The 13,122-nt window shown below is 45.5% G+C and carries 14 protein-coding genes; 8 read left to right on the top strand and 6 right to left on the bottom strand.

The window, feature by feature from the left end; genetic code table 11:
• Positions 1–49 precede the first annotated feature (49 nt).
• From miaB to ABDW33_RS06200, 3 genes are read right to left on the bottom strand one after another with little or no spacing between them, the layout of a single operon-like run.
• A complete protein-coding gene (gene miaB, locus ABDW33_RS06210; protein ID WP_343689198.1) occupies positions 50–1,471 on the bottom strand; it encodes a tRNA (N6-isopentenyl adenosine(37)-C2)-methylthiotransferase MiaB in 1,422 nt (473 codons plus the stop codon).
• Between the two features lie 15 nt (positions 1,472–1,486).
• The gene (locus ABDW33_RS06205) at positions 1,487–2,155 is read right to left on the bottom strand and encodes a response regulator transcription factor (protein ID WP_343689197.1); all 669 of its coding nucleotides are present in this window, start codon (positions 2,153–2,155) and stop codon (positions 1,487–1,489) included.
• On the bottom strand, positions 2,145–2,975 hold the full coding sequence (locus ABDW33_RS06200) for an ATP-binding protein (RefSeq protein ID WP_343689196.1): 831 nt from the start codon (positions 2,973–2,975) through the stop codon (positions 2,145–2,147). Before ABDW33_RS06200 ends, ABDW33_RS06205 begins: the two co-directional genes overlap by 11 nt.
• Positions 2,976–3,157: 182 nt before the next feature.
• Here ABDW33_RS06200 and ABDW33_RS06195 point away from each other — a divergent pair, with 182 nt between their 5' ends.
• From ABDW33_RS06195 to ABDW33_RS06180, 4 genes are all read left to right on the top strand, one after another.
• On the top strand, positions 3,158–3,958 hold the full coding sequence (locus ABDW33_RS06195) for a helix-turn-helix domain-containing protein (RefSeq protein WP_343689195.1): 801 nt from the start codon (positions 3,158–3,160) through the stop codon (positions 3,956–3,958).
• Positions 3,959–4,006: 48 nt separating this feature from the next.
• A complete protein-coding gene (locus tag ABDW33_RS06190; protein WP_343689194.1) occupies positions 4,007–4,486 on the top strand; it encodes a GNAT family N-acetyltransferase in 480 nt (159 codons plus the stop codon).
• A 13-nt stretch (positions 4,487–4,499) separates the two neighbouring features.
• Positions 4,500–6,260, top strand: a complete 1,761-nt coding sequence (locus ABDW33_RS06185; protein WP_343689193.1) for a DUF885 domain-containing protein — start codon at positions 4,500–4,502, stop codon at positions 6,258–6,260.
• 201 nt (positions 6,261–6,461) lie between these two features.
• Positions 6,462–6,956, top strand: a complete 495-nt coding sequence (locus ABDW33_RS06180; protein WP_343689192.1) for a lysozyme — start codon at positions 6,462–6,464, stop codon at positions 6,954–6,956.
• Positions 6,957–7,000: 44 nt separating this feature from the next.
• On the opposite strand, the gene ABDW33_RS06175 is transcribed toward ABDW33_RS06180, so the two are convergent.
• The 3 genes from ABDW33_RS06175 to ABDW33_RS06165 form a co-directional block, all read right to left on the bottom strand.
• A complete protein-coding gene (locus tag ABDW33_RS06175; RefSeq protein ID WP_343689191.1) occupies positions 7,001–7,393 on the bottom strand; it encodes a nuclear transport factor 2 family protein in 393 nt (130 codons plus the stop codon).
• 102 nt (positions 7,394–7,495) lie between these two features.
• On the bottom strand, positions 7,496–8,353 hold the full coding sequence (locus ABDW33_RS06170; protein WP_343689190.1) for a Calx-beta domain-containing protein: 858 nt from the start codon (positions 8,351–8,353) through the stop codon (positions 7,496–7,498).
• Between the two features lie 123 nt (positions 8,354–8,476).
• Complete coding sequence (locus ABDW33_RS06165) at positions 8,477–9,022, bottom strand: hypothetical protein (RefSeq protein WP_343689189.1); 546 nt, start codon at positions 9,020–9,022, stop codon at positions 8,477–8,479.
• A gap of 155 nt (positions 9,023–9,177) precedes the next feature.
• Here ABDW33_RS06165 and ABDW33_RS06160 point away from each other — a divergent pair, with 155 nt between their 5' ends.
• The 4 genes from ABDW33_RS06160 (at position 9,178) to ABDW33_RS06145 (ending at position 13,007) form a co-directional block, all read left to right on the top strand.
• The gene (locus tag ABDW33_RS06160) at positions 9,178–10,131 is read left to right on the top strand and encodes a hypothetical protein (RefSeq protein ID WP_343689188.1); all 954 of its coding nucleotides are present in this window, start codon (positions 9,178–9,180) and stop codon (positions 10,129–10,131) included.
• A gap of 201 nt (positions 10,132–10,332) precedes the next feature.
• Positions 10,333–11,262, top strand: a complete 930-nt coding sequence (locus tag ABDW33_RS06155; RefSeq protein ID WP_343689187.1) for an AraC family transcriptional regulator — start codon at positions 10,333–10,335, stop codon at positions 11,260–11,262.
• A gap of 76 nt (positions 11,263–11,338) precedes the next feature.
• Positions 11,339–12,547 carry an MFS transporter gene (locus tag ABDW33_RS06150; RefSeq protein WP_343689186.1) on the top strand — a complete coding sequence of 403 codons (1,209 nt, stop codon included), beginning with the start codon at positions 11,339–11,341 and terminating at the stop codon, positions 12,545–12,547.
• Positions 12,548–12,632: 85 nt separating this feature from the next.
• Complete coding sequence (locus ABDW33_RS06145; protein ID WP_343689185.1) at positions 12,633–13,007, top strand: hypothetical protein; 375 nt, start codon at positions 12,633–12,635, stop codon at positions 13,005–13,007.
• The last annotated feature ends 115 nt before the right edge of the window (positions 13,008–13,122 follow it).

Raw genomic sequence — 13,122 nt, 5'->3', positions numbered from 1 at the left:
TTACGAGGCTGACTGTGTCAGTCCCGGCTGTGATCCAATTTATTTTTTCTTATGCTTTGCCTGTCGGCGTACCTATCAAGGTGCCGGAGGTACAACTATCTACTTTCACCCAAACGTAGTCACATTTCTGGTAATTCTCCTTAGGAAAAACAATTACCTTGTTATGGCCGGTTCTTCCGAACAGGTGGTCTTCTGACCGCTTTGAAGTACCTTCTACCAGCACTTTGAAGGTCTTACCCACATCCTGCTGCATACTTGCCAGTGATTGACCCCTGTGCAGTTCTACTACTTCTGCCAGTCTCCTCTTCTTTACCTCTTCAGGTACATCATCCTGGTAACGGCGGGCTGCCAGGGTACCCGGACGCTCAGAATAGAAGAACATATAAGCCAGGTCATAACGGGAATACGCCATTACTTCCATGGTGTCCTGATGATCTTCTTCCGTTTCAGTGCAGAAGCCGGTGATCACATCTGTCGAAATACCACAATCAGGGAGTATTTCACGGATGCGGTCTACTTTTTTCATATACCACTCACGGGTATAGGTACGGTTCATGAGCTGCAGTATCCTGTTGCTGCCGCTTTGAACCGGCAGATGGATATAGTTGCAGATGTTCTCATACTTCGCCATAACATGCAGCACTTCGTCCGTAATATCTTTCGGATGACTGGTGCTGAAGCGCACCCTGAGGAGAGGACTGATCAGCGCTACCTTTTCCATCAGATTGGCAAAGGTGACAGTTTCAGTTGCATCCATCGGGTTCACCCAATAGTAGGAGTCTACGTTCTGGCCCAGCAGGGTCACTTCACGATAGCCTCTCTGGAAGAGGTCAGTGGCTTCCTGTAAAATCGAACGGTAGTCACGGCTGCGTTCACGACCACGGGTAAAAGGTACTACGCAGAAGGAACACATATTATTACAACCACGCATAATGGATACGAAAGCAGTTACGCCATTCGAATCCAGTCTTACAGGGCTGATGTCATCGTAAGTTTCCTCACGGCTCAGCAGCACATTTACTGCTTTCTGGCCGGTTTCGGCTTCTTCTATAAGGGCAGGGAGGGTACGGTAGGCATCCGGTCCTACGACCATGTCTACCAGCTTTTCTTCTTCTAACAGTTTGGCTTTCAGTCTTTCTGCCATGCAGCCAAGAACACCTACAAGCAGTTCCGGATTGCGCTGCTTTACCTTTTGGAACTCAGTGAGTCTTTTACGCACAGTCGTTTCCGCCTTTTCCCTGATGGAACAGGTATTGAGCAGTACCAGGCTGGCTTCCTCCACATTACGGGTAGGGCCAAAACCTTCTTCTTTCAGGATGGAAGCCACGATCTCACTATCGTTAAAGTTCATCTGGCAACCATAACTTTCTATGTAGAATTTCTTGGTATAAGTCTGAATATCTGCAGCCTCAGGAGCGTAAGCCTCGCCCTGCCGGTTTTCGTCATGCACTTTTGTTACCTGATCCAGCATTCTTTTCTTATCATTTTAGGAAAGCAAAACTAAGCAATAAAATGCAAAAATGACAGAATGGCATGGATGAGTCAATATAAACTTCATGAGAGCCGCCGGGGTCTTGAGTTGAAGTTTTTTCATAATATTTTTTCGGTGGGTTTCAATGGTGTATATACTCAGGTGCAGTTGGTCGGCCACCTGTTGGTTGGTGTGCTGACTACTGATCAGCTGGAGAATTTCTTTTTCCCTTCGGGTGAGGTTAAATTGCTGGAGAAAGGCATTGTCGGTATCGAAGTTCTGTACCGGCAGGTGAGGGCGGAAAGGGAAGCTGGTCTGCCCGGAGTGAACCAGGTGAATGGTATGATACAGGTCCTGTGCATTGCAATCTTTCAACAGGTAGCCCCGGGCACCGGCCTGCATTGCTTCGGCTATCAGGTGCGCATCGTTGTATCCACTCAGGATAATGACCTTGACCCGGGGATACTGATCCCTGATCTGGCGGGTAGCTTCCAGCCCGTTCATGATAGGCATATTAATGTCTATAAGAACAATGTCGGGAAGCCGGGCATGAAGTTGGTCCAGCAGTTCGAGGCCATTGGTGGCGATGTGGGTGACGCTGAGGGCCGGGTCAGCGCTGAGAAGATGGCGGATTCCGGTAGTGAAAAGCCGGTGATCGTCCGCCAGCATGATGTTAACAGGCATGTTCGCAGCTTACGGGTACATGAATGATAAAGGTAGTACCACACCTTCCTGTGTCTATATGGATCTTTCCTTTCAGCGACTGTACCCGGGTCTGTACACTGGCCAGGCCAATGCCTTGCTGAACACCGGGAGGGAGGCCTATACCATTATCTTCCACCAGCACTTCAAGGTAGGTCGGGCAGAAGAGAATTTGTATAGTGGCTTCTGATGCCTTTGCATGCCTGATAATGTTGTGCGTCAGTTCCATGACAATGCGGTAGAGCAATAGCTCCTGTCTGGCGGTAAAATGTTGCTGGTAGGCATTACAATAATAGTGAAAGGCAATAGCACCCTGGGAATCGAGGGAGGAAAAGTAGGATTGTAATATAGATGTGAAGGGAGTGGTTTCGAAGTGAGGCGGAATGAGATTGTGCGTAGCACGGCGAACATTCTGACTGGTTTGGTCTACCAGCGCAAGCAGGGAAGTGGCACGTTGTGCATCGTGAACCGAACTGTATTGAAGGCTTTGCAGGTTAATTTTGATGGCAGCGAGGCTGCTGCCTATTTCATCGTGGAGATCAGCGGCTATACGGCGGCGTTCTGCTTCCTGTATATCCAGTTCATGCTCCTGTTGCTCGTGAATACGGTTGAGTAAAATGAATTCTTTCTTTTTATAACGCTCGATCTTATAAAGCATGAAGATTAATACCGCAATAATACTCCAGATACCGAGTAAGGGTAGCATGCTGACGGCGTCCCCCGACTTATACTCAAAAACATGCATAGCTGCCTGCAGCAGCGAAGTTGAGGGGATAAAGTGCGTAAACAGATGAGTGCTCATAGTTACAGAGAATAAGGGGTCAGATCCTGTTAATATGAGAGAAGTAGAAAAGTTTGTCCCAATTTCTCTACAATTCTAAGAAAAAAAAGGGTTGCAAGATTAATTTGGATAAAAAATAATTTTCAGGAAGGCAAGCTATGGAGGAATGTTTATATTTATTGTAATAATCAATTATGGAATAAATGATAATGGAACAGCGTCCTGTTCAGATGGAGAAAGGTACTTACGTGGGCCGCACGGTCCGGGAGCATATCTTTGGCCATATCATAACTACTGAAACGAGTTATGCCGAAGGGTTTACATCTGACTGGCATTATCATGCAAATCCCCACTTTTCCCACATACTTCATGGCGGTAGCAAAGAGATGATTCAGGGACAATCCGATCTCAATGTAGTAGGAGACGGCCTGTATTATTTCCCGGGTATTGCCCATCAGAATATAGGTTACCAGGCGGGAACAAGGATTTTTAACCTGGAACTGGAGCCTGGATTTTTCAAACTGTACGATCTTGAAATCCCCTCCGCGGATCTGATGTTCGATGAAAACGCCTACCTCAATGCAAAAGGATTGATCAGGGCTATGAAAGAACATTACCTGCATGATGCAGAAAGCCAGATGGGTATGGACCAGATTTGTATCAGCCTGATCCGGCCGGATGAAAAACTATACCCGGAATGGGTGCCTAAGATAAAGGCCGTGATGCAGGAATGCTGGGATCAGCCTTTATCCCTGCCGCAGCTGGCAAATGAATTAGGTTTGCACCCGGTCACTATCTCGAAGTATTTCTCCAGGTATTTCAACTGTTCGGCCGGGGAATTTTTACGGCGTATAAAAGTAGAACGCGCAGCAGGCCTTATCCGCAACAGCCATCACTCCCTCACCGAAATTGCCTATTTATGTGGGTTTGCCGATCAGGCACATTTTACAAAGACCTTTCAGCGCATTACCGGTATGCTGCCCCGGCAGTACGAACGCCTGTAGGCTAATTTCATACAATTTTCTCCCAGGTTAAGAACGTAGCTTTGCCTTATGGCAATCAGAAAAATACAACCCGCAGACAACCACCCGCTTGGTACAGTGATTCAACAGGTCCTGAAGGAATTCGGCATTGACAGACCGGGAACCGCCTATTACGATGCGCAGTTATTTTCTCTCTACGAACTTTTTCAGGCCCCCGGTTCTGCTTACTGGGTCGCTGAAATTGATGGCCAAATCGCAGGTGGTGGAGGTATTTTCCCTACCAGCGGGTTAGATAAAGATTGCGTGGAACTGGTGAAATTTCATTTATTACCCATAGCCAGGGGCAAGGGCATTGGAAAGGAATTATTGTTACAATGTTTTGCCGCCGCCAAAGAAATGGGCTACCGGTCTATGTACCTGGAAACAATGCCTGAATTGACCACTGCCGTTCCCATGTACGAAAGAAACGGGTTCCGGCATTTAAATACACCATTAGGAGACACCGGCCATTTTGCATGCACCATCTGGATGCAAAAACCGCTACACTAAAAACTCATCTTTTATGAACCTGAAAAGAATTGCATTGTCACTGCTGATGATGTTGCCCTTTTTTTGCACGTATGGACAGATACAGCGTCTGTTTGAACAATACTACGTTACCTCCATGTCTTTGTTCCGTGAAGCCGCACTCTATAATGGTGATCACCGTTTCGATGATCAACTCGACATCGAAGGGGCCAATACTATCGAACAGAGAAAGCAGTTTTTTCTCTCGTATCAGCAACAACTGCAGGCGATCGATCGCACAACTTTAAGCGAGGCAGACAGGATCTCCTACGATGTACTCGCGTATAACCTGCACGATATGCTGGAAGGAATCCGGCTGCATACCAACTATTTTCCCATGACGCAGTTCTACAGCACGGCACTGAACATGGGTCAATATGGAGCCGGCAGCAGTGTGCAACCGTTCAGAACGATCAGGGATTATGAGAACTGGGCAAAGCGTATGTCCGCTTTTGTGGAATGGACTGATACCACCATCGCGAATTTTAACCATGGTATCGCTGTCAAAATGGTCCTGCCTAAAGCACTGGTACTGAAAATGATTCCACAAATGGAAGCACTGGCAGTAAGAGACACCGCGAAAAGCGTGTTTTATAATCCACTCCATCATTTCCCCGCTTCTTTTTCAGCAGCAGACAGAAAGCGCCTGAAAAAATTGTATGTGAAAGTGATCAATACCCAATTACTACCCGCTTACGATAAACTGGCTGCTTATCTGAAGAATACCTACCTGCCAGCGGCACAGGACCATGATGGCCTCAGTGCATTACCAGGTGGCAGGGAACTATATGAGTATTACTTCAATCAGTTTACCACTACCAAAGGCTTGACACCTGAACAATTATACCAGACAGGTTTGAGAGAAGTTGACCGCATCACAGCAGAAATGGAAGTAGTGAAAAAACAGGTGGGTTTTAAAGGAACCTTATCCGAATTCTTTCACTTCCTGAAAACAGATCCGCAGTTGATGCCATTTAAAACGCCGGAAGAAGTATTACAGGCCTACCGGGATATCTACACAAAAATAAAACCTCACGTAGATGAGTTGTTCGGTCACCAACCCGCTACAGCCTTTGAAATAAAAAGGGTAGAGGCTTTCCGCGAGGCATCGCAGGCAGGCCCCTCTTATGTGCCCGGCAACCTGAATGAGAAAAGGCCGGCTATCTTCTATGTGCCCGTCAGAGATGCTACAAAGATCAATGTTACGTTTTATGGGCTGGAGGCAACCTTTATACATGAAGCCATTCCCGGGCATCATTTCCAGATTTCCCTGCAGCAGGAAAATGACCACCTGCCCCGGTTCCGTAAGCAACCCAGCTTCAGCGTATTCGCAGAAGGATACGCTTTGTACTGTGAATCACTGGGCAACAAATTAGGCTGCTACACAGACCCATACCAAAAAATGGGCGCTTTGAACAACGAAATTCACCGGGCCATCAGAATAGTCACCGATATCGGGATCCATACAGGGAAAATGACAAGAGAGGAAGCCATACAATACATGCTCTCGCACGAATCCGTGAGCGAAGACATTGCTGTAGCAGAGGCCGAGCGATACATGGCCATGCCCGGACAGGCCCTCTCTTATAAAACGGGAGAGCTGAAAATAAAAGCACTGCGTGATAAATATGCCCGGCAACTCGGTCCTCAATTCAGCCTGAAAGCATTTCACGACGCGCTTCTTGCCAATGGCGATATGCCACTGTATGTGCTGGAAGACTACCTGGACAACTGGGCTGCACAAGGCGGAAAATAGCCCATTCTATTCCTGATATAAAAGGCCGGGGGTAAAAGCCCGGCTTTATTTTTTTATGCTGCATTGAAAAACCAGCCGGCAGGTCGTTGCAGCAATGTGTAGGTGAATCATTGGACAATATCTCCAATCAATGCTCCCATCCCCGGGTTCTTGAATATTGTATATATTTTGTATATCTTTAATGTGAAAATACTTATACCAATGAATTTAGGAGATAAAGGAGTAACGCTCATAAAGCATTATGAAAAATGCCGCTTATCGGCATACCAGGATAGCAAGGGGGTGTGGACAATCGGATGGGGCAATACCCGGTATATCGACGACTCCCCTGTATTAAAAGGCGATGTACTGACACAGGATGGAGCAGATGAATTATTCTTAGTAATTGTAAAAGGGTTCGTAAACGACGTAAACAAACTCACCAAAGGCGTAGTGCTGAAACAAAATCAATTCGATGCGTTGGTTTCATTTGCTTACAATGTAGGTAGTGATATGAACAACAACGGCATTGCAGAAGGGCTGGGTGACAGTACCCTGCTGAAGCTGGTAAAAGCCAATCCCCAGGATCCTAAGATCCCCGCTGAGTTCCTGAAATGGAATTCCAGTGGTGGTAAAGTATTGGATGGCCTGACCAGGAGAAGGAAGTCTGAAGCAAACTTATATACAAATAATACATTGGAGTATTACGAAAAATAGTACGCAAAAGAGAACCTGTATCATTCTTTGATACAGGTTCTCTTTTATGACAAGGCCTGTACTACGGCATGACTGTCTTCCAGTAAGTGATATTTTACAATACGTCCGTTTTCCACGGTGATCCTGACAAAGAAGAGCGACTCGCAGATCTTATCCGTTCGTAGCATACCAGTTTTAAAATCCCCGGCAATCACCGCCTTTTTCCCATCGATAAAAATATGATCAATATCCGCGGCAATCGGGATTGTTTCCTGCCATAACAGGCGAAAGAAATCCATGATTTCTGCTTTTGTTTTTCTACGTCCCAGCCAGGGTGCTACCGCCTGATTACCGGGTATATACCAGTCTACTTCGTCTGCAAACAGGGTGTGCATGACGTGTAAGTTACGTGCGGTAAGTGCCTGTAAATAGTTGTTGACAACATTGCGTGTTTCCATACTGCAAAAGTGGAGTGAGGAAGTGACAACAGTATGTCAGCAGTTGCTGCAGGAATAAAATAAAAACCTCCCTCACATAGCAGCAAGGGAGGCCGGGTTAATTTATTTAGTGATTTTTCCTTTATACACATGCGGCGTCACCAGCTTTACATTCCATAACACTGAGTTGGCAGCTCTGGCAATTGAATAGGCCGTGCCACTCTTGGTATATGGGCCATAAAAATAGCCGGCTTCTACTTCATCGGCAGTAAAGTTGTAAGTATCTTCATACACAGTGTTGCCGGATGCCCTGCTCGATAAAGAATAGTCCACAGCTCTGCTGCCATCTGCATAATATACAAGTAAATAATATTCCCCATCATCGAGATCATTGCTGAGCAGGTAAGATTCAAAGCCTGTACTGTTTGTACTGCCGGCTAAGATCGTGTAATCAGTGACCGTGTTATCGGAGATCGTTACATTGTTTGCCAGGTAAAGGTCCAGATCCACCATGGATCCGGCGTCCCATGTAAGATCAGATACCAGGCCGGATGATGACTGGTCGGTATCATTGTCTGTGATAGTAATGGTAGCTGTACTGTTGCTGAGTGTTGCATGGCTGCTGCTGAAAGATACAAGTATTGTCTTGTTACCATCTACAACTTCATCATCAAAGATGCCGAAAGTCAAAGTTGCGGAAGTACTACCCGCAGCAATAGTAAGTGTTGTGTCTGTGGTTACCTGGTAGTCACCGTTTAGAATAGCCGTGCCGCCCAGGGTAGCCTTGACTGTTACATCAGCAGACTGGGTGGATGGCAGGGTGATAGTGATACTTGCCGTACCGGCTCCTTCGCTTACGGTCTGCGAAGTGGCACTGAGTGATACTGTTGGCTTAGTCGCAGTGGCGTCGTCTTTTTTACAGGAGATAGCGGATAGCATGATACATGCAATCATTGAGTCGCATATAAGGTTTCTTTGCATTACTTAGTTTTTAAGATGGAAATTATCAGGGATATTTTCGGGAGTTAAACGGGGAGTAAAAAATTTTGTTGCGCCGATAATTTGGGTAATCGTTGAATGCTAAACTTTTATCGATGAGTATGACTACTCAGCATATGCAGCCAGATCGGCCAATGCAGCAGCTACCTGCGCGTTCCATAATTTTTGTTGGTCGGCATTAAGCCCGTGGTGAGTTTCCTGGTCATATATGATTTGCCTTTGCTTATAGGCATCATAGTATTTCAAAAAAGCGTCTCTGGAAATGGCTGCTACGTTGGCAGTAGTAAGGGGCGCTTTGGCTAATTCTTTTCTCAGCAGTCTGGCGTATACCTCGCAGAGGTCAAAATGGAGTTGTTCATGCGCCAGGAGGGAAGGCGTTTGTTGTCCTGGTCGTACACTACTCCTTGTGCTGATAAATTCACTGGTTACCTGCACCTGGGCACCATTTATCTTTATACCGAACCGGCAGTTGGTCCGGGCGGCAACATGGTCTTCCTGGTCCCGGGAAGGGGTCCCTTTATAATCTGCCCAGCTCAGCTTATAGTTAGGACTCCATGGAATGGCGCCCGCGCTTGCTGTTGTTACTGAATGCTTCCCGGGGGAGCATGCTAGCAGAAAGATAAACGAAATGTTAAATATGAACCGCCTCATGTTTTTTTTTCAAGTGCAAAAGCCCTGCCACGTTGAATTTATAAAAAATGCGTACATGAGTTTGTTAATAATGAGTTAAACAAATGGTAATATTTGCCTATATTACAATACATTTTTAACATAATTATCAACCTACGACAACTTAACGAGTGTTTATGAGTGAGAACAATGGAGGCCTACTGACTGTGTCATTTTTCACAAATTGTTATGAGAACGACTGGGAAAGAGTGTTGAAAGGCGATCGACTGGAACAAATGATAGATAGATGCGAACTAACGTTTTATGAGAAGATTCTGATCATCAACAATGTAAAAGACCGGACCACAGTAGAACAATACGCGATAAATGCAGTAAACCGTAAGGTTATTGATGCCTATTATTTTGCTGAAGATCACATGGATGCTATCCTGACCAAATATAAGATGACGAGGGAAAGCTTTAAGCTCGACTTCTTCGACGGTTACTATTACAGCGTGGGTCCGCTTGCAGCGGCTTACTTCTGTAAAGGGCAGTATTTACTTTACTTCACCTGCGATTGTATGATGCAGGAGGGGGCAGGAGGATCATGGGTATATGCTGCGATTGAAGAGATGAAGCGCAACCGTTATATTTTTGTGGCCAACCCGATGTGGACAGATTTCACCTACGAAGCGGAATTGAAAATTATCAAAACCAGCAATCACTTTATTCATTCAACCGGTTTCTCTGACCAGTGTTTCCTGGTAGAGGCCGAGAGGTTGCAGGGAGATATATATAATTTTTACAATTATGGTTCTGAAAAGTATCCTTACTATGCAGGGGAGCTGTTTGAGAAACGTATGTATAGTTATATGGCCACCCATGGCCTGATCAGGATCACCCGCGACGACATCTTCTACGATCATGTTAAGTTGCTGAATGAAGGTCTGACAGATATGCAGAAAAGTAAGACCCTGAAAGTGATCCTGAAGCGCACGGCAGCGACCTGGAAGAGATGGTGCAGAAAGGCAGTGCTGAGACGCATCTTAGGGCATACGAAACAACTGGATTACACTCACTTTGAAAGTGGATATACCAATGCTGTGATTGTACCGATGGCGAAAGTGCCACTGGCGCAATCAGGGAGTTGAGTCATAGCTTGCACCTGGCCAGTGTATCAATGGCGAAAGTACCACTGGCACAATCAGGGAGTTAAGTCATAGCCGGTGTCTGGCCGGACTCAGGTGCTTATGCCTGATGGTACAGGGAGGCGAATTACGATGTCGCTACCTGCAATGAATGATACTGAAAGAGGCTGTAGCGATACAGTCTCTTTTTTTTACCTTTGTGTTATGAGCGAGCAATTGGAGACATTAAGTGATTTTTACCGGGAACGGTCTTATATTCAATTCCCATTCAGTACTGTGGATGTAGGAAAAGGGAAATCTCATTTTAACGTCAATGCGCGTAAGTACTGCAATTTCAAAACGCCTTATAACAGAAGAGACTTTTATAAGATCACGCTGATCCTCGGGGTCGGCGAGATCAATTACGGGGGCAATTCAATCCTGGTGGACCGCCCCGCATTATTAATTCCGTGTCCCTCTGTTCCTTATTCCTGGACAAGTATTTCCGACGAGCAGGATGGGTACTATTGCCTCTTTAACCAGGAGTTCTTCAACGAACATTACCAGTTTGATATCTTTAAACGCTCTCCATTATTTAAGGCATGGAGTGAACCGGTGATTTTCCTCGACGATAAGCAACTGGCATTGATGAAGACCTACTTCGGACAAATGCTGGAAATGGCCCATGGGGATTATACATTCAAGTTCGAAGCCATTCGCAATCTTCTCTGCCTGATGATGCATGCCCTGTTGGTAGATAAACCGGCCGACACACTGGCTACCAGTGAAATGCCTGCATCGTCCCGCCTGCTCAGGAATTTCGATGAGTTGTTGCATCAGCAATTCCCACTGGATTCTCCTGAAAATCCACTGACCATGCGCTCAGCGGCTGACTTTGCCAGGGCCCTTAATGTGCATGTGAATCATTTGAATTATGTAATTAAGAGTATTACGGGTAATACAACCACTTCCATCATCAAAAGCCGCATACTGGAGGAGGCCAAGACGCTGTTGCTGAATACGCAATGGGATATTTCCGAAGTAGGCTATTGTCTTGGGTTTGAGGAACCCGCCCATTTTAATAATTTCTTCAAGAAGTCCACGGGTACCACACCTTTACATTACAGGCAGGCTACGCGGGTTGCCCATATTTGATTTTTGTAATTATTGCTTTGATTCTTCCAACAGCAGATTTTCCCAACTGCTATAATTTTGTTGTCAAATTTAGGATATGTTACAAAGTGCATCGGCAGCCAGGAAGCGGTTTGCGACGATATTAGCGTTCATTTGCATCCCTTTGTCGGGATTTATTACAGATATTTACCTGCCTTCATTTCCTGCTATGGCAAAGGATCTGGGGGTATCTGCAGATAAAATTCAGTTGACGCTGACGTGTTTCTTCATGAGTTATGGTTTTTCCCAGATGTTCGTAGGTAGCCTGCTCGACAGCCTTGGCAGGTACCGGCCGGCTTTATTCTCTTTAGGGGTATTGGTCGTGTCTTCATTACTGATCGGGGTTACACACAACATCACATTGATCTGTTTCCTGCGCATTGTACAGGGGATAGCCACCGCATTTGTGATAGTGGGCAAGCGTGCGTTTTTTGTGGACCTGTACGAAGGAGAGGAGCGCAAGCACTACCTGAGTTATCTTACGATCACATGGTCTTTAGGACCGATTGTAGCACCGTTTTTAGGTGGGTTCTTACAACAGTTGTTTAACTGGCAATCCAACTTTTACTTCCTTGCCATTTATGCGTGTATGGTGTTTTTCCTTGAGCTGTTTTTCAGTGGTGAAACATTGGTACATAAAAAGCCATTGGAGCTGAAAAAGATCAGGGACAATTATGCGCACATGCTGAGTAATAGCACATTCCTGTTGGGTATCGTGATACTGGGATTGAGTTATTCAGTTGTGATGGTATTCAACATTGCAGGACCTTTCGTCATTGAAAATCATTTCCATTTCAATTCAGTGGTGATCGGTTATTGCACATTGATCTTAGGTTTCTCCTGGATGATCGGAGGCATTGTGAGCAAACGAATGGTCAATGCTGCGTTCAACAGGAAGCTGATGATCGCGGGGTTTACACAATTGTTCCTCACGGTGATGTTGTTCGCAACAGGTATGGTCATGCATGAGTTGTGGTGGTTTGTACTATTTGCATTTGTGATCCACATCTGTTCCGGCTTTTTATTTACCAACCTGTTTACACATAGTATGCTGGTGTTTCCACAAAATGCAGGACTGGCGAGTGGCTTGATGGGGGGGGTGGTGTATGTGGTGACATCGTTGTCCAGTTATATATTGTCACAGACGGGTAAGATGGCTACAGCACAGGATATGTCAATACGCTATGTGGTGATGTCAGCGATCCTGACGTGTGCGGTGCTGGCAGTAGTGAGAATGCGTACAGCGAAGACGGTGGCGATGGCGTAGGTGCAAGTATCAATCGGCCCTTGTTTCGGATAGTTGTATCTTTTGTCTTCATTGTTATTTCCAGGGTAGCAGGTTTTATTCTAGTATGAAAGATAAAATAATCACTTATTCGTTTATCATTATATTTTTAGCCGGCGTGCTATATACCATGTACCTTTTCGCAGGTTGGATGGTATTAAGATTCAGCCATAAATACACAATTGGTGTCACTACTGGTGCAGGTACGTCTAAAGGGAGTACGACGATCAGTTTTAACTTCCGGGCAAATGGGAAAACATATAGTGGTTTCAGTGATGGATCAATTGATCCGAAACTTTGGAAAGGTACACATTACCTCGTACGTTATGTACCCTGGTGTCCGCGTTGGAGTGAGATGTATTTTTATACAGTAAAAGGGCCGGTGGATACTTCAAAGATGAGTATACCACCCGGTGGCTGGGAGAATATAGGATCAAGTTGAATTCTTGGGGGATTGATCCTGTCAAGCATAAATTTTGGATAACCTAAACAGGAAAAATTCTACATCTCTTACTCCTCTCATCGCATTTCTAAACGCTTTGATTTTCGCATTAAAT

Source organism: Chitinophaga sp. (assembly GCF_039596155.1).
Lineage (GTDB): Bacteria > Bacteroidota > Bacteroidia > Chitinophagales > Chitinophagaceae > Chitinophaga.
Note: the sequence above shows the minus strand (reverse complement) of the source record. Positions and strands in the feature narration are given on the sequence as shown.

Bases quoted from the DNA above. Each gene is read 5' to 3' on its own strand.
- ABDW33_RS06160 (WP_343689188.1), top strand. From the start codon at position 9,178: ATGAGTGAGAACAATGGAGGCCTACTGACTGTGTCATTTTTCACAAAT.
- ABDW33_RS06150 (WP_343689186.1), top strand. From the start codon at position 11,339: ATGTTACAAAGTGCATCGGCAGCCAGGAAGCGGTTTGCGACGATATTA.
- miaB (WP_343689198.1), bottom strand. From the start codon at position 1,471: ATGCTGGATCAGGTAACAAAAGTGCATGACGAAAACCGGCAGGGCGAG.
- ABDW33_RS06185 (WP_343689193.1), top strand. From the start codon at position 4,500: ATGAACCTGAAAAGAATTGCATTGTCACTGCTGATGATGTTGCCCTTT.
- ABDW33_RS06180 (WP_343689192.1), top strand. From the start codon at position 6,462: ATGAATTTAGGAGATAAAGGAGTAACGCTCATAAAGCATTATGAAAAA.
- ABDW33_RS06165 (WP_343689189.1), bottom strand. From the start codon at position 9,022: ATGAGGCGGTTCATATTTAACATTTCGTTTATCTTTCTGCTAGCATGC.
- ABDW33_RS06190 (WP_343689194.1), top strand. From the start codon at position 4,007: ATGGCAATCAGAAAAATACAACCCGCAGACAACCACCCGCTTGGTACA.
- ABDW33_RS06175 (WP_343689191.1), bottom strand. From the start codon at position 7,393: ATGGAAACACGCAATGTTGTCAACAACTATTTACAGGCACTTACCGCA.
- ABDW33_RS06200 (WP_343689196.1), bottom strand. From the start codon at position 2,975: ATGAGCACTCATCTGTTTACGCACTTTATCCCCTCAACTTCGCTGCTG.
- ABDW33_RS06195 (WP_343689195.1), top strand. From the start codon at position 3,158: ATGATAATGGAACAGCGTCCTGTTCAGATGGAGAAAGGTACTTACGTG.
- ABDW33_RS06145 (WP_343689185.1), top strand. From the start codon at position 12,633: ATGAAAGATAAAATAATCACTTATTCGTTTATCATTATATTTTTAGCC.
- ABDW33_RS06155 (WP_343689187.1), top strand. From the start codon at position 10,333: ATGAGCGAGCAATTGGAGACATTAAGTGATTTTTACCGGGAACGGTCT.
- ABDW33_RS06205 (WP_343689197.1), bottom strand. From the start codon at position 2,155: ATGCCTGTTAACATCATGCTGGCGGACGATCACCGGCTTTTCACTACC.
- ABDW33_RS06170 (WP_343689190.1), bottom strand. From the start codon at position 8,353: ATGCAAAGAAACCTTATATGCGACTCAATGATTGCATGTATCATGCTA.